The 21115-nt window shown below is 57.5% G+C and carries 18 protein-coding genes and 1 pseudogene; 14 read left to right on the top strand and 5 right to left on the bottom strand.

What is annotated here, in order from left to right; translation table 11 throughout:
* Positions 1 to 176, top strand: a pseudogene (locus ACZYSM_RS20435) (IS630 family transposase); the annotation flags it as partial.
* Positions 177 to 180: 4 nt separating this feature from the next.
* On the opposite strand, the gene ACZYSM_RS20440 reads toward ACZYSM_RS20435, so the two are convergent.
* From ACZYSM_RS20440 to ACZYSM_RS20460, 5 genes are all read right to left on the bottom strand, one after another.
* Positions 181 to 900, bottom strand: coding sequence for a hypothetical protein (locus tag ACZYSM_RS20440; protein ID WP_489073950.1), 720 nt, complete (start codon positions 898 to 900; stop codon positions 181 to 183).
* A gap of 12 nt (positions 901 to 912) precedes the next feature.
* Positions 913 to 1677: a hypothetical protein gene (locus ACZYSM_RS20445; protein WP_489073952.1), complete on the bottom strand. Its 765-nt coding sequence runs from the start codon at positions 1675 to 1677 to the stop codon at positions 913 to 915.
* A complete protein-coding gene (locus ACZYSM_RS20450; RefSeq protein ID WP_489073954.1) occupies positions 1674 to 2528 on the bottom strand; it encodes a DUF4123 domain-containing protein in 855 nt (284 codons plus the stop codon). The genes ACZYSM_RS20445 and ACZYSM_RS20450 overlap by 4 nt, the downstream gene beginning before the upstream one ends.
* On the bottom strand, positions 2525 to 4597 hold the full coding sequence (locus ACZYSM_RS20455) for a type VI secretion system Vgr family protein (protein WP_489073956.1): 2073 nt from the start codon (positions 4595 to 4597) through the stop codon (positions 2525 to 2527). The genes ACZYSM_RS20450 and ACZYSM_RS20455 overlap by 4 nt, the downstream gene beginning before the upstream one ends.
* A gap of 392 nt (positions 4598 to 4989) precedes the next feature.
* Positions 4990 to 6693, bottom strand: coding sequence for a sigma 54-interacting transcriptional regulator (locus tag ACZYSM_RS20460; RefSeq protein WP_489073958.1), 1704 nt, complete (start codon positions 6691 to 6693; stop codon positions 4990 to 4992).
* 546 nt (positions 6694 to 7239) lie between these two features.
* Between ACZYSM_RS20460 and ACZYSM_RS20465 the strand changes: the two genes are divergently transcribed.
* The 13 genes from ACZYSM_RS20465 (at position 7240) to ACZYSM_RS20525 (ending at position 21077) form a co-directional block, all read left to right on the top strand.
* Entirely contained in the window at positions 7240 to 7515 is a 276-nt protein-coding gene (locus tag ACZYSM_RS20465; RefSeq protein ID WP_489073960.1) for a phenol hydroxylase subunit, read from the top strand.
* Between the two features lie 48 nt (positions 7516 to 7563).
* Positions 7564 to 8559 carry an aromatic/alkene monooxygenase hydroxylase subunit beta gene (locus ACZYSM_RS20470; RefSeq protein ID WP_489073962.1) on the top strand — a complete coding sequence of 332 codons (996 nt, stop codon included), beginning with the start codon at positions 7564 to 7566 and terminating at the stop codon, positions 8557 to 8559.
* The gene (locus tag ACZYSM_RS20475) at positions 8556 to 8828 is read left to right on the top strand and encodes an MmoB/DmpM family protein (RefSeq protein ID WP_489073964.1); all 273 of its coding nucleotides are present in this window, start codon (positions 8556 to 8558) and stop codon (positions 8826 to 8828) included. The genes ACZYSM_RS20470 and ACZYSM_RS20475 overlap by 4 nt, the downstream gene beginning before the upstream one ends.
* A 44-nt stretch (positions 8829 to 8872) precedes the next feature.
* Positions 8873 to 10429, top strand: a complete 1557-nt coding sequence (locus ACZYSM_RS20480) for an aromatic/alkene/methane monooxygenase hydroxylase/oxygenase subunit alpha (RefSeq protein WP_489073966.1) — start codon at positions 8873 to 8875, stop codon at positions 10427 to 10429.
* 82 nt (positions 10430 to 10511) lie between these two features.
* On the top strand, positions 10512 to 10871 hold the full coding sequence (locus tag ACZYSM_RS20485; RefSeq protein ID WP_489073968.1) for a phenol hydroxylase subunit P4: 360 nt from the start codon (positions 10512 to 10514) through the stop codon (positions 10869 to 10871).
* Between the two features lie 10 nt (positions 10872 to 10881).
* On the top strand, positions 10882 to 11943 hold the full coding sequence (locus tag ACZYSM_RS20490) for an NADH:ubiquinone reductase (Na(+)-transporting) subunit F (protein WP_489073970.1): 1062 nt from the start codon (positions 10882 to 10884) through the stop codon (positions 11941 to 11943).
* 82 nt (positions 11944 to 12025) lie between these two features.
* Positions 12026 to 12937 carry a SphA family protein gene (locus tag ACZYSM_RS20495; RefSeq protein WP_489073972.1) on the top strand — a complete coding sequence of 304 codons (912 nt, stop codon included), beginning with the start codon at positions 12026 to 12028 and terminating at the stop codon, positions 12935 to 12937.
* 77 nt (positions 12938 to 13014) lie between these two features.
* Entirely contained in the window at positions 13015 to 13944 is a 930-nt protein-coding gene (gene catA / locus ACZYSM_RS20500) for a catechol 1,2-dioxygenase (RefSeq protein ID WP_489073974.1), read from the top strand.
* A 423-nt stretch (positions 13945 to 14367) separates the two neighbouring features.
* On the top strand, positions 14368 to 15120 hold the full coding sequence (gene hutC, locus ACZYSM_RS20505) for a histidine utilization transcriptional repressor HutC (RefSeq protein ID WP_489073976.1): 753 nt from the start codon (positions 14368 to 14370) through the stop codon (positions 15118 to 15120).
* Positions 15121 to 15460: 340 nt separating this feature from the next.
* Positions 15461 to 17155 (top strand): urocanate hydratase, encoded by a 1695-nt coding sequence (gene hutU / locus ACZYSM_RS20510; RefSeq protein ID WP_489073978.1) that lies wholly within the window; start codon positions 15461 to 15463, stop codon positions 17153 to 17155.
* Positions 17156 to 17182: 27 nt separating this feature from the next.
* Positions 17183 to 18349, top strand: coding sequence for a CaiB/BaiF CoA transferase family protein (locus ACZYSM_RS20515; RefSeq protein ID WP_489073980.1), 1167 nt, complete (start codon positions 17183 to 17185; stop codon positions 18347 to 18349).
* Positions 18339 to 19481, top strand: a complete 1143-nt coding sequence (locus tag ACZYSM_RS20520) for an acyl-CoA dehydrogenase family protein (RefSeq protein ID WP_489073982.1) — start codon at positions 18339 to 18341, stop codon at positions 19479 to 19481. The genes ACZYSM_RS20515 and ACZYSM_RS20520 overlap by 11 nt, the downstream gene beginning before the upstream one ends.
* Before the next feature lie 153 nt (positions 19482 to 19634).
* On the top strand, positions 19635 to 21077 hold the full coding sequence (locus tag ACZYSM_RS20525) for a purine-cytosine permease family protein (RefSeq protein WP_489073984.1): 1443 nt from the start codon (positions 19635 to 19637) through the stop codon (positions 21075 to 21077).
* Positions 21078 to 21115 lie beyond the last annotated feature (38 nt).

Genomic DNA, 21115 nt, shown 5'->3' on the forward strand with positions numbered 1-21115 from the left:
TGTATCGTGGCGTCTTCACCAGCGTGGCCGAACTGAAAGCGGCTATTCGTCAATTTATTGAGGCCCACAATGACCTTTCAGCCAAGCCCTTCAGGTGGAATAAGACGGCTGAATCAATCATCAGCTCCGTAAACAAAGCAAAGCTGGGGGCGATAAAGAATAAGTTATTGAATTAACCGCTCAGGACACTAGGTCATCAAGTCCCTTACCCATACAGCGCTTCCAACCAGCCGGAAATTTAACCCAATTGTCACCAACCGCTGGGAGCTCTTCTTTCGCCACCGTAAGCACCAACTTTACTGTCTTGCCCGCTAACTGATCGCGCTGCAAAGTTCCGCCTGCCAGGCTTTTTTGCACGACGCCATTCGCGTCGAGTGCCCGGCACTGTAGGATTTTGACGATGTAACGATACGGCCCCATCGTGCGAAACAACCACTGGCACTGGCTCTGAAAGACCAGCGGTCCCGACATGGGAAAAGGGAGAGCCGTTTCTGATGGCTCATCACGGATTGATAAACCGGCGGAGTCCATATCCATGTCCAGATCACGTTTCCCCCACTGCCCTTCGATATTCAGCACAACCCTTTTCAAGACCATTGAACAACCACGCGCTGTGTCCGTCAGCGGCAGCGTGAGCTCAACCAGACGCGCGCTCTTGGGTTGTTCGCTTTGGAAAACTTTATGTCCAGAGCAGGCCTCGCCTGATGCTGAGTCGTAATACGTAGTCGCACTAATGGTAAAGTTTTCCGGCAATTCGGCTTGAAAGGTAAAACTCTCGGTCTGCGCCATTGAGCAGCCCGCCATAACCAAAGCCACAGCACTCATAAATAGTGTGCGGAGCCACAAGCTGCCGCTAAAAGCCGGCGTCTCCCAATCTTCCATGGGTTTATACGAACTCATCGTTTGATGTCCTTATTCTGTGCAGTTGGGGTAGACGGTGCAGTCACGTCCATCGGGCATTTTGAAATTAATAAATATAGGTGGGGTCTGGCAACGAAACGTCTCTTTCGTTTCGATACAGGGCTTCCAGCCTTCCGGTGTTTCTAGCCATGAACGCCCAAAGTACGGTTCTTCCTTATCCGCCACCGTAAGCACCAACTTCACGGTCTTGCCCGCTAACTGATCGCGCTGCAAAGTTCCGCCCGCCAGGCTTTTTTGCACGACGCCATTCGCGTCGAGTGCTCTGCACTTCAGGATTTTTCTAATATAACGATACGGCCCCATCGTGCGAAACAACCACTGGCACTGGCCCTGAAAGACCAGCGGTCCCGACATGGGAAAAGGGAGAGCCGTTTCTGATGGCTCATCACGGATTGATAAACCGGCAGTCTGCAGACTCATGTCCAGCTCACGCTTGCCCCACTGCCCTTCGATATTCAGCACAACCCTTTTCAAGACCATTGAACAACTCTTCGCCGTGTCCGTTAGCGGCAGCTTGAGCTCAACCAGGTGCGCTCCCTTGGGTTGTTCGCTTTGGAAAACTTTATGTCCAGAACACGCCTCGCCTGAGGCTGAGTCGTAATACGTAGTCGCACTAATGGTAAAGTTTTCCGGCAATTCGGCTTGGAAGGTAAAACTCTCGGTCTGCGCCATTGAGCAGCCCGAAGCTACCAAGGCCATTGCGCTCACAAATAAGGCCCGCAAGAAATGGGGAGTAAAGCGTCGTACGTGCATCATGCAGAGTGTTCTCCTGACCAGAATTTCGCTTCATTAAAAAGGCGCTCGTAGTGAACCTGCGGGGTTTCACCGGCATGAGGCAACCAGTTTTTTATGATGGGCGGCTCAGTTTCATTGAGTTTGTTTATGATCAAAAAATGCACTTGCTCAGGGGCAGACCATCCCCATTGCTGGGCCTGCGAGAGTTGCTCTGCTAGCCAGGTATTGGGATCTTGGCGCTGGCTGAGTCGAACCAGCTCATCGCTGTGTTCTGCCCACAGATACCGGTAGAGATTGGATTGCAGAATATCCAGCGCTTGACCCTGCGGTGCCGGGACGTTCAGCCACGATGGGTCAGCAGGAACCGGGTACTCGCCGGGAGCAGGATTGTCGGTGACTTCCCAGCGTGCGCCCTGCCAATAACACACACTGATCGCTGGTCCCAGGTACTCAGGACGGGTCTCTTTAGGGATATGCCCCAGGGCACGGGTGAGGACACGATTGTCGTGAAAACGGTACAGCGCCTGATTGGGCCGTGTACCGATAATCAGCCGTTCACGCCAATGGTCGGTTAAGACGGACAGGTCGCCTTTGCATATGCTCGCGAGCCAGCCCCAATTGCGCTCTGGCACCTTGAGCAGCTCGTTGAGGCGTTCGTCATCGGGGTTGTCGACGATGAACATGAACGGCCCAGCATCAGTCAGACCGGCGACCTGAGTCTCGCTGTACACCTTGCGATACTGCTCAAGATCGTGGTTTTTCAGCAAGGCTTGGCGGGCAGCAAGTTCGCCTTCCGAGTCCAGAATCAAGCACAAAGAGTGGCCGAGTTTTAGCTGGTCGGCCATCCATTGCCGAGGAGAGGCCGCCATCATGATGTCACTCCATTCGGCAGGCAAAGGCCGTTTTCACATGCCTCGCAAATCGGGCAGAAGTCGGCGTCTTTAGCTTTAGTTGCCGCCATCAGTGCGTTTTGTGTCGGGGCGATCATGGGCTGTGCCAATAGGGCCAGCGCCTGTAGCGGCGGGATGCCCGCCATGGGCGCGCCGCCCTCGACGATGGGCACGCTACTGAAAATCCCCCCTGGGGTGATGACGAGGTGGTGGCCGCCGGCCTTGAGCGTCAAGCTCATGCTGGCATCGATCACCACATGGGCGGCGCTGACGTGGGCCTGTGGACCGGCCTGAATCACCAGCGTGCCATCCGTCGTGGTGCTGCTGTTGCCGGTGATGGAGATCAGCTCGTTGCCGCCGATCACGGTGTTGCGCACGCCTTGGGTGGTGTGCAACTCGTCGCCGTTGATCAGGCTGGAGCTGTTGCCTGCAAACTGTTCAAAGCGGTCATTGCCGATCAGGCTATGGCTGTCCCGAGTGATCTGTTCGCGGCGGTCGTTACCGATCTGGGTGTCGCTGTCATTGAGGATCAGTTGCTCGATGTCGCGCTGGGCCCGCAGGTAGATTTTTTCCTGTCCGGCGCGGTCTTCAAGCGACAGTTCGTTGTAGCCGCCGCTGGCCGGCGAGCTGTGGCTACGCAGCACGGTCTTGGTTTTGTTCGCGGGCAAGGGATACGGCACGGGGGTGATTTTGTTGGCTACGCACCCCGTGATCAGCGGCTTGTCGGGATCGCCTTCCAGGTAGGTGACGACGACCTCCATGCCGATGCGCGGAATGGTCACCGTACCGAAATTCTCTCCCGCCCAGCTGGAAGAGACGCGCAGCGAGCAACTGCTCTTGTCGCTGTTGCGTTCGGCTCGGTCCCAATGAAACTCGACTTTGACGCGACCATATTCATCGCAAAAAATCTCTTCGCCGACAGGTCCGGTGACACGGGCGGTCTGGCTGACCAACACCGATTTTCGCGTGACCAGTGGCGGACGATAGAACACGTCCCACGGGATCGCGCTGAAGGTATTGCGGTAGCCTTGGGTGAAGCCGTCTGCGGGTTTGCTGTCGCGGGTGATCGCTTCTTCGAGTGACTGAGGTTGTTTCCCAGAGTGATGAACACTGAGCAACAGCCATAAATCGTTGCACTGCTGACGCGGGTGCTCGGTCAGGTTGAAGAAGTGGCCACTGCGCAAGGTCGGCTGATCGCTTTTACCCTCGGCCACCTGGTAGTCGGTACGGTGCCGCTCCAGGGCCTGTCGGGCGAGCTGTTTGCCGCGCTTTTCATTCTCGATCGGCAGCGGGTAGTGGTAGTCCTCCAGAGCGGGACTGAACTCGGCGGTGAATTTGCTTTCCAGCAACACATGCGGGCGTTTTAAGTCGTAATCCCGGTGCGTCGCCTTGCTGGTGCGGGTGCTGAAACGCTGGGCGAACTGCTTGACCACCGGGTGCTCCGCCACCAGACCGCTGTCTTGCTGATACGGCGTGTCGCCGAGCCTGGGGAAATACGTCTGGTCATCGGTAAACACCAGCAGGTGGCCCTCTGCTGAGTGTTGATGGTGAAACGCGATACCCTCTTCGGCGCACAGCCTCTGAACGAACGCCCAATCGTTTTCCCCATATTGAGTACAGTATTCACGCTCGGGGCTGGTACTGACATTGAAGGCAAACGCATCGGCCTGGATGCCGTGGCCTTTGAGGACCTGGGCAATGATTTGCGGCACTGTCAGGCGCTGGAAAATCCGCTGGTTGTGGCTGAACTGCAAGTAATGCAGCACCGGCACCAACGTCAGTTGATAACGGGTCAAGCGTTTGCCGGCTTCCCCCATGCTGACGTCTTCGATGCGCCCATGAATACCTTCGCCGTTCAGACCGAACTGGAGAAAGGCAGGCTGGCTGAGCAGACTCTCCAGATCGAAATCAAGGGACTCGCTCACCAGTTCAATGTGGATCGCATACAAAGCACTGATAGCCTCAAGACCGTCAAAGGCCAGCACCTTGAAATCGTGGCGAACAGAAGGGATCAATAACGTGAAGTGCGCAGTGTTGGCCGACGCGAACATAAGCTTGTCCTTAAGCAAAGGTGCGGCGAAAAAAAAACGCCTGGACGGCTCTAATTCGGCACATGGCTAGCCGACGAGCGTGATTACCAGAAGGCTAACCATCTACCTCGCAGCTGACTGTAGGGCGATTCCGAAAATGGCTTGAACGAGAGAAATTGGCGGGAGAACGGCGCAGTGGGGAAGGTAGGACGAAGTTCGAGTTAAAAAAACAGCCTTCCACCGGGAAGGCTAGGAAGGCTGAAAAATCACTAGGTGCTTGGATCATTCATGTGGCAGTGACTCACAACCACCAGTGCGGAGGTTCGGTCAACACCCTGGTGTGCAAGTGATGCAACTGCTGTTCAGATGAGAGCATTTGACCCCGTATGATTTCAAACGAGTCATGTTGCCAATCAGCCGGGTTCCAGTTCGCTTTCATCAGGGTTTTTTTTCAGTCGATACGCCAGGGCAGGGCGGGTCATGCCGAGTAATCGCGCCGCCTCCGAAACGTTTTGCCGGGTACGCTTCAGGGCGCCCTGCATCAGCGCCTGCTCTACGTCGTCCAGGCTCAGGCCCTGATCGATCAGTAGCTCAACCCAGTCACCGCCGACGTCTATTTCCTGGCTGACCAAATTGCCCTCGCTGGTCAGACCGATGCTTTGCGCTTCGTCCGAGAGGTGTGGAAACAGCGCTTCGACAGAAATGCTCTGGTTGTTGTCGGTGATGATCACGCCGCGCTCGATGAGGTTTTCCAGCTCGCGGATATTCCCCGGCCAGTCATAGCGCATGCAGGCTTCGAGCGCACGATCGGAGAGCCCGAGGATTTTCTTCGGGTAAGTGGCGCGGAGTTTGTCGAGGAAGTGCTCGATGAGCAGCGCAATGTCCTCCCGGCGCTCACGCAAGGCCGGGATTTTTACCGGATAGACATTGAGCCGGTAATAAAGATCGGCTCGAAACCTCCCGGACTTGACCGCTTGGGCAAGGTCTTCATGGGTCGCGGCGATGACGCGTACATCGACGCGCCGGCTCTGGCTGTCACCCACGCGCTCCAGTTCACCCTCCTGCAATACACGTAACAGACTGGCTTGGGCGCGGGGCGTCAGTTCGACGATTTCGTCGAGAAACAGCGTGCCGCCATTGGCCCGTTCAAAGCGGCCCATCCGCGATTGGTTGGCGCCGGTGTAGGCACCTTTTTCGACGCCGAACAGCTCGGATTCGATCAAGTCCGGCGGGATGGCCGCGCAGTTGAGCGCAATGAACGGACCGTCAGCTCGTTCGCTGCGCAGGTGCACGCTGCGGGCAATGATTTCCTTGCCGACGCCGGTCTCGCCGGTCAACAACACTGAGGTCTTGCCGGGCGCGGCCTTGTCGATCAGCGCACAGGTCTTGCGATACACCGCGGACTGGCCGATGCCGTAGAACTGTCCGGTGCGCAGGTCCAGGCGTTCGCTCAGACTCTCGACCTGGATCTGCAACGTGCGCAGTTCCTCGATGATCGGGTCGCTCTGGAAGTAGCGCATGAACGCTTCTGCATCGTCCCATTCCTCGGCCGGCTTACCGATGATCCGACACTGGGTGTCGCCACAGCCCCGGCAACTCACTTCCTTGTAGATGATCTGCCGGCCGACGAAAAACGAGGTGTAACTGATCGCATAGCCCAGCAGCATCCAGCACACCGGTTGCTTTGACTCCAGGTGCTCGCTTTGGTGGTTTTCGACTTCAAAAGAGTCCAGCCATTCGAGGTCGGCGTAGAAGTGTCCGGTTTCGAGATCGATGTCCATCTTCAGGGGCCGAACGTTGACCATCCCCTTAAGCGAATGCAGTTGAGGGCCAGTGAGAAACATCTCGATATCACTGCCATTGGGCCGCAGTTTGCGCGCAAGTTCGGCGTCCTTGAGCCCTGACTGATAACCCAGGCGCAGGAAGAAACCTTTGGCCCGTTCTTCGCCGATCATTTCGATCAGCTCGCGACGGCAGGACGCCATGGCTGAAACCTGCATCAACAACATGCGCTGTTCGTCGAGCCAGATCTTGCCTTCGCTGCCCAGAAAGCGAATGCGGTCGGACAGATCCTTGAGTGACGGAGAATGCTCCGACGCTCGGTATTTCATGCTCATGCACGCTAACCCCTGTTTTTTTTGTATTAGGGACGTTTTGTGTTGCAGACCTTGATCGCTTTTCAGGCGGATGACGATCTCATCAAAGCAACCAGTGAGATGCTTTTTATGGATCCGCACAGTCCGCAGCGCTGCAAATCCTGTAGGAGCGAGCTTGCTCGCGATGGGCCTGGCATTCAACATTGATGCCGCCTGACAATCCGCTATCGCGAGCAAGCTCGCTCCTACAGGAGATGTAGGGTTTTCAGGATTGAGTTCGGCTCAAGTCCTGCCACAAAAATCTATTTAATAAACGGCCTGAATTTGTCGAGAAAGTCAATTGCGGGCTCCTTTGATCCATTTGCTCAAAAGCCTTTTTTCAATTGATCAAATGATCAAATGTGTTCCTGTCTCGGGTCTGAATTTACCTCCCGCCAACACCCTGTTTATCTCACCTTAATTCTATTTAGTTGTTTTAAATCAGCCAGTTAAAAACTTTAAAAATCCACTTTAAAAGCCTGGCACAGGCATTGCTCTGCACTGTTCAGCCCGAGTGAGGAGCTGAACATGAAACACCTATCCACCCCATTTGATCGTTTGCCACGCTACGTCCGGGTACGCAGCTCGCCGGAGGACACCTTCGTCGAATTCGACTTCGCCATCGGTACTCCGGACCTGTACGTCGAATTGGTAATGCCACGTCCGGCCTTCCAGCAGTTCTGCGTGACCAACAGGGTGCAGCACATGGATGCGCAGATGTCCGAGGCCATCGATGCGGACATGCAGAAGTGGCGTTACGGCGAGTCTGCCGAGGATTCCTGTGGCGAGGATTTGAGCGACTAAGCATCTCTGTATCGGCTGACCACAACAACAATGACAGGACCCAAAGCCATGAGTGTAGAAATCAAGACGACGACGGTAGAGACGATCCGCAATACCTTCAGTCATACCCGTCGGCGCTTCGGTGACAAAGTCGCCACTCGCTATCAAGAGGCCAGTTTCGACCTCGAGTCAGCGACCAATTTCCATTACCGCCCGCTGTGGCAGCCGGACAAATTGCTCAACGACCAGACCCGCACCAGCGTGGTCATGGCTGACTGGGGGTCGGTCACCGACCCTCGTCAGTACTACTACGGTGCCTATGTCCAGGCCCGGGCAAAAATGCAGGAAAACGCCGAGCACGATTACGCCTTCTGCGAGAAGCGCAACATGCTCGCCGGCCTCGAGGTTCAAAGCCTCGAACAAATCAGCTCGCTGTTACTGCCGCTGCGCCATGCGGAACTGGGCGCGAACATGAACAACAGCAACATTGCCGCCGATGGCTTCGGCACCAGCCTGACCCAGATGCACATGTTCCACGCCATGGACCGTTTGGGTATTGCCCAATACCTCTCGCGAATCGGCCTGATGCTCGACGACGGCGACGTACTGCTCCTGGCCAAGGCCAAGCAGCAGTGGTTGAACGATCCGGCCTGGCAAGGTTTGCGTCGTTACGTGGAAGACACCCTGGTCGTGCGCGACTGGTTCGAACTCACCCTGGCCCAGAACCTGATCAGCGATGGCCTGGTGTATCCGCTGCTGTTCCAGAAATTCGATGACCACCTCAGTGCCAATGGTGCGGGGCAGGTGGGCATGCTCACCGAGTTCATGCGCTTGTGGTTCGTGGAAAGCCAACGCTGGGTCGATGCGCTGGTCAAGACCGTGATCAACGAAAGCCCGGAAAACAAGACGCGGGTTGAGGGCTGGATCGACTACTGGAGCCTGCGCGCTGTGGACGCCTTGCGTCCGCTTGCGGCCATGGGGCCGGGCAATGCGGCGATGGATGATGTCTGCAGCGAATTCGCCACCCGGTTGAAGAAGATTGGCCTGACAGGAGTAGCCGCATGAAATCGCGCGTTTATATCAACCTGCAGGACAACGATTACTCGCGTTCCATCGTCGACGCCATCGTTCAGGACAACCCGGGCGCTGAGGTCCAGCACCAGCCATCGATGATCCGGATCGAAGCCGAAGGACGCCTGGATATCCGCCGCGAGACGGTAGAGGGCCTCACCGGCAGCCCCTGGGACATTCAGGAAATGCTGATGTACGTCATCACCCTGGGTGGCAACGTCGAGGAAGAGGACGACAGCTTTTCCCTGCACTGGAACAACTGATCAGCTTTTCCTTTCCAACAAATACAAGAGCCGGGAGAGTCATCATGGCCGCGAAAAAACGCCTGAATGCCAAAGAAAAATACCGTTGCATGACCCGTGATCTGGACTGGGAGCCAAGCTACCAGACCCACGAAGACATTTATCCTCACGAGCGTTTCGAGGGGATCAAGATTACTGATTGGGACAAGTGGGAAGATCCCTTCCGCCTGACCATGGATACCTATTGGAAGTACCAGGCCGAAAAAGAGAAGAAGCTCTACGCGATCTTCGACGCGTTCTCGCAGAACAACGGCCACACCACGTTATCGGACGCGCGTTATGTCAACGCACTAAAGTTGTTCCTGTCCGGCGTCACGCCGCTGGAATACCAGGCGTACCAGGGTTTCGCCCGGGTCGGTCGGCAGTTCAGCGGTGCTGGCGCGCGGGTGGCCTGCCAGATGCAGGCCATCGATGAGCTGCGTCACGTGCAGACTCAGATTCACGCCATGAGTCACTACAACAAACACTTCAACGGCCTGCATGATTTCGCTCACATGCATGACCGGGTGTGGTTCCTCTCGGTGCCCAAATCGTTCTTCGAAGATGCGCGCACTGCCGGTCCGTTCGAATTCCTGACGGCGATTTCGTTCTCTTTCGAATACGTGCTGACCAACCTGTTGTTCGTACCGTTCATGTCCGGTGCTGCGTTCAACGGCGACATGGCCACCGTGACCTTTGGCTTCTCCGCGCAATCGGACGAAGCACGGCACATGACCCTGGGCCTGGAGGTGATCAAGTTTCTCCTTGAGCAACACGAAGACAACGTGCCGATCATCCAGCGCTGGATCGACAAGTGGTTCTGGCGCGGTTACCGCCTGCTGACCCTGGTCGGGATGATGATGGACTACATGCTGCCGAACAAAGTCATGTCCTGGTCCGAAGCCTGGGGCGTGTATTTCGAAGAGGCGGGCGGTGCACTGTTCAAGGATTTGGAGCGCTACGGCATTCGTCCGCCGAAATACGTCGAAGAGGCCAACATCGGCAAGGAACACATCACCCACCAGGCCTGGTCGATTTTCTACCAGTACAGCCAGGCGACCAACTTCCATACCTGGATGCCTACCGACGAAGAGCTGAACTGGCTGTCGGAAAAGTACCCGGACACCTTCGACACGATCTATCGCCCGCGCTTCGAACACTGGCGTGCCTTGCAAGAGAAGGGTGAGCGCTTCTACAACCCGACCCTGCCGATGCTGTGCCAGATCTGCCAGATCCCGTTGGGCTTCAGCGAACCGGATGCCCCGACCACCCTCAGTCATCGCAGCGTCGAACACGAAGGCGATCGTTACCACTTCTGCTCTGATGGCTGCTGCGACATTTTCAAGTACGAGCCTGAGAAGTACATCCAGGCGTGGCTGCCGGTGCATCAGATTCTGCAGGGTAACTGCGGTGGTGCAGACGTCGAATCGGTGGTCCGCGACTACTACAACATCAATCCCGGTGAAGACAACTTCGAGTACCTGGGCTCGGCAGAACATCGTCGCTGGCAGGACTGGCATCCGAACGACAAGCACAGCGCGCCGGCAACGCCCGTTGACCCGGACCTGCTTAAGGCCGGTTGATCTGAACCTGAGAACCAGGCGTACGCCCAGGCGTGCGCTTGCCCCACCAGAACACTGCGTCATAACAAGAAAGGACAAGATCATGCCCGTGACTGCCATCGGCCCGTATGAGGCCCACGCCCTGGATTGCCAGGAAAATTTCCACGGCCTGCAACTGGTGTACCTGTGCTGGGAAAAACACCTGATGTTTTGCGCGCCATTTACCTTTCCGCTACTGCCTGAGATGAGCTTTGCGGACTTCATCGAACAGGTGGTCAAACCGTCTATTTCCCAGCATCCGGATGCGCCCTCGGTGGACTTCAGCAAAGCCCAATGGCGCCTGAATGATCAACCCTTTACCCCGAACGGGGCGGTCAGCCTGATCGATAACGGTATTGGCCATAAGAGCCTGTTGCATCTGGCGACACCCGGCTTGAACGGGATCGCCGGCACGTTCAACTGAGGAGACGATCATGAGCTATCAAGTCACCATCGAACCCACGGGCGAGCAGATAGACGTGGAGGAGGGCCAGACCATCCTTCAAGCCGCGTTGCGCCAGGGTGTCTGGCTGCCCTTCGCCTGTGGCCACGGCACTTGCGCCACCTGCAAGGTCCAGGTCCTGGAAGGCGATGCGGATCTTGGCGCCGCTTCGTCATTCGCCTTGATGGACATGGAGCGTGACGAGGGCAAGATCCTCGCTTGTTGCGCCATTCCGCAAAGCGACATGGTTATCGAGGCTGACATTGACGTCGATCCGGATTTCGCCGGTCACCCTGTCGAAGATTACCGTGCGGTGGTGACGGCACTGGTCGATCTGTCGCCGACGATCAAGGGTGTACACCTGAAGCTGGATCGGCCGATGGCGTTCCAGTCCGGGCAGTACATCAACCTGCAATTGCCAGGCGTCGAAGGGACGCGGGCGTTCTCCCTGGCCAATCCGCCGAGTCGTGCCGATGAAGTCGAGTTACATGTGCGTCTGGTGGACGGCGGCAAAGCCACCGAAAACATCCATCGCGAACTGAAAGTCGGTGATGCCGTCGATGTGTCGGGGCCGTATGGGCAGTTCTTTGTTCGCACGTCCCAGGCTGGCGACTTGATTTTCATTGCAGGTGGCTCGGGCCTGTCCAGTCCGCAGTCAATGATTCTCGACTTGCTCGAAGCCAATGACACGCGACGCATCGTGCTGTTTCAGGGCGCGCGCAATCGGGCCGAGCTCTATAACCGGGAGCTGTTCGAGGCACTGGCGCAGCGCCACCCGAACTTCATCTATGTCCCGGCCCTCAGTCAGGCCGAGGATGATCCCGAGTGGAGTGGTTTCAACGGTTATGTGCATGAAGCGGCAAAGTCGCATTTCGAAGGCCGCTTCAGTTCAAACAAAGCCTACCTGTGCGGCCCGCCACCGATGATTGATGCGGCGATCAGCTGTTTGATGCAGGGGCGCTTGTTCGAGCGCGACATTTTCATGGAACGGTTTTACAGCGCGGCCGATGGCGCTTCGCCGAGTACGCGCTCAGCACTCTTCAAACGTATCTGAAGTGACTGCGTTGGCGTTGCCTGTTTTACCGCACGGGCGGCAACGCCTTGTCCGATCATAAAAACAAGAAAGGTCATCAATGATGAAGCGAGACTCAGAGATCAATGCCCTCAAGCTTCTACGCTGCGCAGGTCTGAGCCTGCTGGCGGGACTTGCAGGTAATGCACAGGCGACCGAAGGGGGAGGTTCCACGTACCCCATGGGCGCGGAAAACTATCTGTCCGGGGCAATGCCGCCGCCAGGGTTTTATGCGCAGTTTTATGTCGGCCACTATGAGGCCGATTCGCTGCGCGGAAATGACGGAAAAAAGCTGCCGGTGGATTTTCGGGTACAAGCCAACTCGATCGCGCCGCGGTTGATCTGGGTGACCGATCAGCAGGTGTTGGGCGCGAGCCTGGCGTTCCATGCCATCGTGCCGCTGGTTGACCTCAAGGTCGACGTCAACGACCAGTCACAACGCAAGCAAGGGTTGGGCGACGTCATTTTCGGGCCCGCGCTGGGCTATCACCTGAGTGACAAACTGCACACCATCGTCGCCCTCGATGTTCTTGCACCTACCGGTGACTACGACCGCCACGACCTGGCCAATATCGGTCGCAATTACTGGGGCATCGAACCGGTCTTCGCGGTGTCGTACATCGATCCTGCGGGTCTGAATATCGATGCGAAAGTCATGTACGACTTCAACCTGAAAAACCACGCCACCGATTACCTTTCAGGCCAGGAGCTGCATATGGACTATGCGCTCGGTTGGGGCCTGGGCAATGGTTGGGTCGTGGGGGTCGGGGGCTACGCCTATCGCCAGACCACCGATGACCGGCAGAACGGCGAACGCATCGAAGATAACAAAGGACGTGCGTTTGCCATGGGTCCATCGGTGAAATACACCAGCAACAAAGGCTGGTTCCTGACCGCGAAATGGGAGCAGGAAACCGCGGTGCGAAATCGTCCTGAAGGCGATGCGTACTGGCTGAAATTGACCGTACCGTTTTGAGTGGCCGCTTTTTACGGGCGCCTGACCGGCCCCTCTTTGTATCGACCTACCGATAAAAACAAGGTGAGGATTCAATCATGACCGTCAAAATCAGCCAGACCGAAAGTGTTCAGTATTTTCTCAAGGAGGCCAGCGGCCAACTCAAGAGTGCCGGCAACCCGCGGGTGAAGGCGCTGGTGCAGCGCATTCTGCAAGACACGGTCAATATCATCGAGGAGCTGAGCGTCACGCCTGAAGAGTTCTGGAAAGCGGTCAACTACCTCAATGTACTCGGTGCCCGTCAGGAAGCCGGTCTGCTGGTGGCCGGTCTTGGGCTGGAACATTACCTTGACCTGTTGATGGATGCCGAAGACGAAGAAACGGGCAAGTCCGGTGGCACGCCGCGCACCATCGAAGGCCCGCTGTATGTTGCGGGTGCACCGCTGAGCAAAAACCAAGCCCGTCTGGACGATGGCACTGACGGCGGCACCGTGTTGTTCATGAAGGGCCAGGTCAAGGACCTGCAGGGTAAGCCGGTGGCCAACGCCATCGTCGATGTGTGGCACGCCAATACCAGTGGCACTTATTCATACTTCGACGGTACGCAATCGGCGTTCAATCTGCGCCGTCGTATCGAGACCGATGCTCAGGGCAACTACCGTTTTCGCAGCATCGTGCCGTCCGGCTACGGTTGCCCACCCGATGGTCCGACGCAAAAGCTGCTCGACCAACTGGGGCGTCACGGTCAGCGTCCGGCACATATCCACTTCTTCATCTCGGCCCCGGGTCATCGTCACCTGACGACCCAGATCAACCTGTCGGGCGAGCAATATCTGTACGACGATTTTGCCTATGCCACGCGCGACGAACTGGTCGCTGAAATCCGTTTCAGCGAAGACCAGGCCGCAGCGCATGCCTACGGCGTTGAAGGCCGCTTTGCCGAAATCGACTTCGACTTCGCTATTCAGTCCACTGATCAGGCTCAGGAGCAAAGCCGTATGGAACGCGTGCGTGCTCTAGAGAATTGACGGGGTGGGTTTGGGTCGTTGACGACAGGCGTTGTGCCCAACACCAGTCAGTTAAGTAAGACGTTACGCGAACTGTAGCAGCTGGCGAAGGCTGCGTCCGGCTGCGCAGCAGTCGTAAAATCAGCCGCTGCGCTACTCCAGACAAACCGTGGAAGCAGGATTTGCGACTGCTGCGCAGCCGGACGCAGCCTTCGGCAGCTGCTACGGGGGCAATGTTGAGCCTGAAATTCCTTAACTGACTGGCATTGGGCGTAGTGCCTGCCTTTGGAGCGGCCTGGCGGTTTCAGAAAATGCCCGTATCGCAAGATAGGGGCATTTTTTATGCGCCGCCTGCTCGATATTCTCAACCAGCACGTCTCATGCGAGGTGTTCGTATAAACTAGGCGTTCCGCTCGCTGGAGCCCTTTATTAGCAGGAGTCATTGTGTCCACGACTGTCGATGGCAACCCACCCCTTGAGTCCTTGACGATCGAGAGTCCCTCTCCGCTGTATGCCAGGGTCAAGCAAGTCATCGTGCAAAAGATCCGCTCGGGAGCATGGCTGCCAAACTCGAAGTTGCCATCGGAAAGCGAGCTGCTGAGCCTGTTGGGGGTCAGCCGCATGACGATCAACCGGGCCTTGCGGGAGCTGACCATAGAAGGGCTGCTGGTTCGCATGCAAGGCGTTGGCACGTTTGTCGCCGAACCCAAAGGTCATGCCGCGCTGTTTGAAATTCACAATATCGCCGAAGAAATCTCTGCGCGCGGGCACACCCATCGCTGTGAAGTCATCACCCTTGAAGAAGTATCTGCCAAGGCCAGTCTGGCGCTGCCATTTGCGCTGGACGGTGTGCCGCGGCTGTTCCATTCGCTGGTGGTGCATTACGAGAATGAGGTGCCGGTACAAATCGAGGAGCGTTTCGTCAACGCGCAGGTTGCCCCTGAGTACCTGAAGCAGGACTTCACCAAGGTCACGCCTTATGCCTATCTCATCCAGCTGGCGCCGTTGACGGAAGGGGAGCATGTGGTCGAAGCGATCCATGCCAAATCAGTGGAGTGCCGATTGCTGCAAATCAAGCGCAACGAACCGTGTCTGCTGATCCGTCGGCGCACCTGGTCGGCGAAAGGTCAGGTCGGCAGTGCACGACTGGTTTATCCCGGTTCACGCTATCGACTCGAAGGAAAGTTCGGTAACTGATCCTTCCTTACGGGTGACTGCTACCGGAGCGACACGACCTCGCTCCGGAGTGTTACCTGCGTTACTTTTGGCGCAATCGTGTTACTTAAGGTCATTGGTTTGCACGATATTGCGGCAGATTTTTTTCTGTTTTTGCGTTAAGTCATTTCTCTAGAATTTTCTCTTAAAATTTTTAACTAATTGAAATATCTGAATTTTTAACAAAAATTTGGAGGGGATTCGTTCGCCTTTAAAAAATTATGGCCTCTCACTTGCATTCACTTGTATGTACAGGCTGGTATAAGAAGCAACATGCCTCGCCAGCCCCATAACGTTGATATGCTCGATGAAGGAATCCACCGTGACTGACAAACCTGCGCCTGCTTCTTTTACAAAACACCGTGACGTCGAAATCCGCGCCGCCCGCGGTAACACGCTGACCGCCAAAAGCTGGCTGACCGAAGCCCCGCTGCGGATGCTGATGAACAACCTCGACCCGGAAGTTGCCGAGAACCCTAAAGAACTGGTGGTTTACGGTGGCATCGGTCGTGCGGCCCGTAACTGGGAATGCTACGACAAGATCGTCGAAAGCCTGACCCACCTGAATGACGACGAGACCCTGCTGGTGCAATCCGGTAAGCCGGTCGGCGTGTTCAAGACCCACACCAACGCCCCGCGCGTACTGATCGCCAACTCCAACCTGGTGCCCCACTGGGCGAGCTGGGAACACTTCAACGAACTGGACGCCAAGGGCCTGGCCATGTACGGCCAGATGACCGCCGGCAGCTGGATCTACATCGGCAGCCAGGGCATCGTCCAGGGCACCTACGAAACCTTCGTCGAAGCCGGTCGCCAGCACTACAACGACAACCTCACCGGGCGCTGGGTCCTGACCGCAGGTTTAGGCGGCATGGGCGGCGCTCAGCCATTGGCCGCGACCCTGGCCGGTGCGTGCTCGCTGAACATCGAATGCCAGCAGGTCAGCATCGATTTCCGTTTGAACAGCCGCTATGTCGATGAGCAAGCCACCGACCTCGACGACGCTCTGGCCCGCATCGCCAAATACACCAAGGAAGGCAAAGCGATCTCCATCGCCCTGCTCGGCAACGCCGCTGAAATCCTTCCCGAGCTGGTCAAGCGCGGCGTGCGTCCGGACATGGTCACCGACCAGACCAGCGCCCACGACCCGCTCAACGGCTACCTGCCCGCCGGCTGGACCTGGGACGAATACCGCGCTCGCGCCAAGACCGAGCCAGCCGCTGTGGTGAAAGCCGCCAAGCAATCGATGGCCGTGCACGTTAAAGCCATGCTCGACTTCCAGAAGATGGGCATTCCGACCTTCGACTACGGCAACAACATCCGTCAGATGGCCCAAGAAGAAGGCGTAGAAAACGCGTTCGACTTCCCAGGCTTCGTACCGGCGTATATCCGTCCGCTGTTCTGCCGTGGCATCGGCCCGTTCCGTTGGGCGGCGCTGTCGGGTGATCCGCAAGACATCTACAAAACCGACGCCAAGGTCAAAGAGCTGATCCCGGACGACGCCCACCTGCACAACTGGCTGGACATGGCGCGCGAGCGCATCAGCTTCCAGGGTCTGCCGGCACGTATCTGCTGGGTTGGCCTGGGCCTGCGCGCCAAGCTCGGTCTGGCGTTCAACGAAATGGTGCGCAGCGGTGAATTGTCCGCGCCAATCGTGATCGGTCGTGACCACCTGGACTCCGGTTCCGTGGCCAGCCCGAACCGCGAAACCGAATCCATGCAGGACGGTTCTGATGCCGTGTCCGACTGGCCACTGCTCAACGCCCTGCTCAACACCGCGAGCGGCGCGACCTGGGTGTCCCTGCACCACGGCGGCGGCGTCGGCATGGGCTTCTCCCAGCACTCGGGCATGGTGATTGTCTGCGACGGTACGGACGAAGCCGCTGAGCGGATCGCTCGCGTACTGCACAACGACCCGGCGACTGGCGTTATGCGTCACGCCGATGCGGGTTACCAGATCGCTATCGACTGCGCCAACGAGCAGGGCCTGAACCTGCCGATGGTCACCAAGGCCTGAGTGACCACTCCCTGCGGAGCATTGACGATGAAAGACAGTCCCTTCACTCAACAACTCCAGGGCGTGCGCGTCCTGGATATCAGCCGGGTCCTCGCCGGCCCGCATTGCACCGCGATGCTCGCGGATCTGGGAGCTGACGTCATCAAGTTCGAAGTGCCCATGCACGGTGACGACAGCCGTCATCTGGGGCCTTTTCGTGACGGCGAAAGCGTCTATTTCGGTCTGATTAATCGCGGCAAACGCAGCGTCGAAATCGACTTCAAGTCGGAGTCCGACCGGGCGCAGTTTTATAAACTGGTCGCTGACGCGGATGTCGTGGTGGAGAACTTCCGCCCAGGTGTCACCCAGCGACTGGGTATCGATTTCGACACCCTGAAACAACACAACCCGCGCTTGATCTACGCCAGCATTTCCGGCTTTGGTCAGGATGGGCCGCTGTCGCGGCGGCCGGCCTACGACATTGTCGCCCAGGCCATGTCTGGCCTCATGAGCGTGACCGGGTTTGCCGAGACCGGGCCGACCCGCAGCGGCGAGGCGATGGGTGATCTGTGTGCCGGTGTGTATGCCGCGTGGGCCATCAGCTCGGCACTGTTCGCTCGTGAACGGCATGCGCCGGGTGCGCAATACATCGACGTCGCCATGTTCGATGTGTTGTTCAGTCTACAGATGACCGGCTTATCCAACCTCTATGCCAACGGCGTGGCACCTGGCCTGGTGGGTAACCGCCATCCGGTCTCGACGCCGTTCGATACCTACCGTGCGGCGGACGGTCTGGTGGTTATCGCGGTGGCTAGTAATCGTTTGTTCCAACGTCTGTGTGAGTGCATGGGCAAAGCCGAATTGGCCAGTGATCCGCGTTTTGTCGACGACGATCAACGCACCCGCAACGAGCCGGCCTTGCGCGAAGAAATCGAAGGTTGGACGTGCAACGGCAAGGTCGAGGAGCTTTGTGATGCCTTGCTCGATGCCGGTGTTCCGGCGTCGCCGGTGTGGAATCTCGCCGAAGCGGCAGGCAGCGAGCAGGCGCGCGTCCGGCAATTGCAGATTTTCCCCGAAGGCTCTGCCTTACCGCTGGTTCCGCAGCCGGTGTTTTTCAACGGTCACAAACCCCACGCCACCACGCTTGCGCCTCGGCTGGGTGCAGACAATCAGGCATTCGGACTGAATAGACAGGAGAACCCACATGAACTTTGAACTGGATCCGGTTGAGCTGGCGGTGATTGAAACCGCTGAACAAGTCGCTCGGGAAGTCATTCAACCGCGGGCTCAGCATTACGATGAGACGGAAACGTTCTGCGTCGACAGCCTGAAAGCCCTGGCCGAACTCGGCTGCATGGGGATCAACCTCCCAGAGCAGTACGGTGGACTCGGGATTGGCAGCCTGGCAATGAGTCGGGTGGTTGAAGCGGTTGCTGGCGCGTGTGCCTCGACGGCCTCTGCGTTGACCGCACACTTTCTGGCAACTGACTCGATACTCATCGGTGGCACCGAAGCCCAGAAACAAGAGTGGCTGCCGCGTGCAGCCACCGGTGAATTGCTCGGTGCCTTCGCCTTGACCGAACCCGCCGCGGGCTCGAATCCGGCCGATATGCGTTGCCGGGCACAGCGCGAGGAGGGTGGCTGGCGCCTGCGCGGCAGCAAGCACTACATCACCAATGCCCGTGAAGCTGGCTTTATTGTGCTCTATGCAAAAACCGACGCCGAAGCCGGACACAAGGGCATCAGTGCCTTCATGATTCCTCAGGGGACTGCCGGGATCAGCTTCTCCAGCCCGGAAAAAACCATGGGGCTGCGCGGCAGTACCATTTATGAGCTGGCACTGGATTGCTGGCTGCCGGAGTCGGCCTTGCTCGGCATTGAAGGGCAGGGATTCAACACCGCCATGGCGGTACTCGATCGCGGTCGGGTGGAGGTGGCGGCCATGTCGCTGGGCATCGCCAATGCCGCGATGCAGTGCAGCCTGAACTGGGTGCGTGAGCGGCAGATCGGTACAAAACCGCTGGCCGCGTACCAGGGCACCCAATGGCGTTTGGCCGACATGTACGCGCAGCTGGAATGCGCACGCATGCTCACCTGGAAAGCCGCTGCCCGGCGTGACAGCGGGGAGCGTTTCAGCCTGGATTCAGCGACCGCGAAGCTGGTCGCCGCCGAGTGTGCCGGATTCATCACCGATGCAGCGCTGCAGTTGCACGGCGGTTACGGCTACATCCGTGACCTGCCGCTGGAGCGTTATGTGCGTGACGCGCGGATTTTGCGGATTTTCGAAGGAACCTCGGAGGTTCAGAAAATCATCATTTCCAGAAGCCTGCTCGATGCTCACAAGTAAGTTTCAGGGCTGTCGCCAACGGGCCTGAGGTTCGTCGGCGCCAGCTTTGCAGGTGATACGGACGCAGCATCAAACGCTCAAGGATCAGAAAAGTCTTTCCCCTTATAACAACAAAAAGGGTGTCGACCTGGGCGACACCCTGAGGAACTACTCATGTCCACGCGTAACGAAAACCCTCAACGCACCTCGTTGGTTGAACGACGTTCGATCGACTATATCCCCGAGTCGGAAAGGCATGGCCGGCTGTTCAGCCAGTTCACCCTGTGGTTCGGTGCAAACCTGCAGGTGACTGCGATTGTCACCGGTGCGCTGGCGGTAGTCCTGGGTGGCGATGTGTTTTGGTCACTGATCGGTCTGTTGATCGGGCAGTTGCTCGGTGGTGCGGTGATGGCGTTGCATGCTGCTCAGGGGCCACGCCTCGGATTGCCGCAGATGATTTCCAGTCGGGTGCAGTTCGGGGTCTTTGGCGCGGTCATCCCGATCGTGCTGGTGTGCCTGATGTACATTGGTTTTTCCGCCAGTGGTTCAGTGCTCGCAGGTCAGGCAATCGGTCAGCTGCTCCATGTGACTGACTCGTCCGGCATCATGATCTTCGCCGCGATGATCGTGTTGCTGACGATTCTCGGCTACCGGATGATCCACTTGATCGGTCGGTTGTCGAGCATCATTGGAATCGTCGCTTTTTTCTACCTGTTCTATACGCTGCTGTCGCAGCACGACCTGAGCGTGCTGCTCGACAATCGGCACTTTTCCCTCAGCAGCTTCCTGTTGGCGATTTCGCTCTCGGCCTCCTGGCAGATCGCGTTTGGCCCTTATGTGGCGGATTACTCGCGTTATCTGCCAGGTCGTACCTCACCGTTGAAAACCTTCCTCGCGGTGGGACTTGGCTCGGTCATCGGTTCGCAAATATCCATGGTATTCGGGGTGTTTGTCGCCGCCTTGGCGGGCGACCAGTTCGCCGGTCACGAGGTGGCGTACATCGTCGGTCTGGGGTCGACTGGCGCGCTGGCGGCGCTGCTGTATTTCAGCGTGGTGTTTGGCAAGGTCACCATCACCACCCTAAATGCCTATGGCAGCTTCATGTCGCTGGCCACCATCATCAGCGGCTTTCGCGGTCGCCAGGAAATTTCCAGGACGCTGCGTCTGGTCTACATCCTGATCATGGTCGGTTTGGCGACCTTGCTCGCACTGCTTGGCCAACACTCGTTCCTGCATGACTTCTCGTCATTCATCCTGTTCTTGCTGGCCTTTTTTACGCCCTGGAGCGCAATCAACCTGGTCGACTTTTACCTGGTGACCAAGGAGCGCTATGACATACCTGCGCTCTCTGATCCAAATGGCCGATACGGACGCTGGAATGTGCCGGGCATTGCGGTCTACGCCTTTGGTGTTGCGATTCAGATGCCGTTCATTGCCACCAGCTTCTACACCGGACCCTTGGTCGAGCCGTTGGGCGGGACGGATATCTCTTGGATCATCGGGCTGACACTGCCTGGCCTGATCTATTACATGGTGGCTCGTAAGTCACTGCATCGTGTACCGGCGCGCCTGATTCTTCCGCAAGAAAACGGCACTGCGGGGTTGGACGCTGCTTAAGGCCACTGGCTGAGGCGTTTTCATACGCCCATGCGGCC

It is taken from the genome of Pseudomonas sp. F220 (genome assembly GCF_057813935.1).

What these genes read in the sequence shown, in the direction of transcription:
- ACZYSM_RS20460 (WP_489073958.1), bottom strand. Translation starts at nt 6,693, where the DNA reads ATGAGCATGAAATACCGAGCGTCGGAGCATTCTCCGTCACTCAAGGAT.
- ACZYSM_RS20490 (WP_489073970.1), top strand. Translation starts at nt 10,882, where the DNA reads ATGAGCTATCAAGTCACCATCGAACCCACGGGCGAGCAGATAGACGTG.
- ACZYSM_RS20470 (WP_489073962.1), top strand. Translation starts at nt 7,564, where the DNA reads ATGAGTGTAGAAATCAAGACGACGACGGTAGAGACGATCCGCAATACC.
- ACZYSM_RS20440 (WP_489073950.1), bottom strand. Translation starts at nt 900, where the DNA reads ATGAGTTCGTATAAACCCATGGAAGATTGGGAGACGCCGGCTTTTAGC.
- catA (WP_489073974.1), top strand. Translation starts at nt 13,015, where the DNA reads ATGACCGTCAAAATCAGCCAGACCGAAAGTGTTCAGTATTTTCTCAAG.
- ACZYSM_RS20515 (WP_489073980.1), top strand. Translation starts at nt 17,183, where the DNA reads ATGAAAGACAGTCCCTTCACTCAACAACTCCAGGGCGTGCGCGTCCTG.
- ACZYSM_RS20495 (WP_489073972.1), top strand. Translation starts at nt 12,026, where the DNA reads ATGAAGCGAGACTCAGAGATCAATGCCCTCAAGCTTCTACGCTGCGCA.
- ACZYSM_RS20465 (WP_489073960.1), top strand. Translation starts at nt 7,240, where the DNA reads ATGAAACACCTATCCACCCCATTTGATCGTTTGCCACGCTACGTCCGG.
- ACZYSM_RS20455 (WP_489073956.1), bottom strand. Translation starts at nt 4,597, where the DNA reads ATGTTCGCGTCGGCCAACACTGCGCACTTCACGTTATTGATCCCTTCT.
- ACZYSM_RS20475 (WP_489073964.1), top strand. Translation starts at nt 8,556, where the DNA reads ATGAAATCGCGCGTTTATATCAACCTGCAGGACAACGATTACTCGCGT.
- ACZYSM_RS20445 (WP_489073952.1), bottom strand. Translation starts at nt 1,677, where the DNA reads ATGATGCACGTACGACGCTTTACTCCCCATTTCTTGCGGGCCTTATTT.
- ACZYSM_RS20525 (WP_489073984.1), top strand. Translation starts at nt 19,635, where the DNA reads ATGTCCACGCGTAACGAAAACCCTCAACGCACCTCGTTGGTTGAACGA.
- ACZYSM_RS20450 (WP_489073954.1), bottom strand. Translation starts at nt 2,528, where the DNA reads ATGATGGCGGCCTCTCCTCGGCAATGGATGGCCGACCAGCTAAAACTC.
- ACZYSM_RS20480 (WP_489073966.1), top strand. Translation starts at nt 8,873, where the DNA reads ATGGCCGCGAAAAAACGCCTGAATGCCAAAGAAAAATACCGTTGCATG.
- ACZYSM_RS20520 (WP_489073982.1), top strand. Translation starts at nt 18,339, where the DNA reads ATGAACTTTGAACTGGATCCGGTTGAGCTGGCGGTGATTGAAACCGCT.
- ACZYSM_RS20485 (WP_489073968.1), top strand. Translation starts at nt 10,512, where the DNA reads ATGCCCGTGACTGCCATCGGCCCGTATGAGGCCCACGCCCTGGATTGC.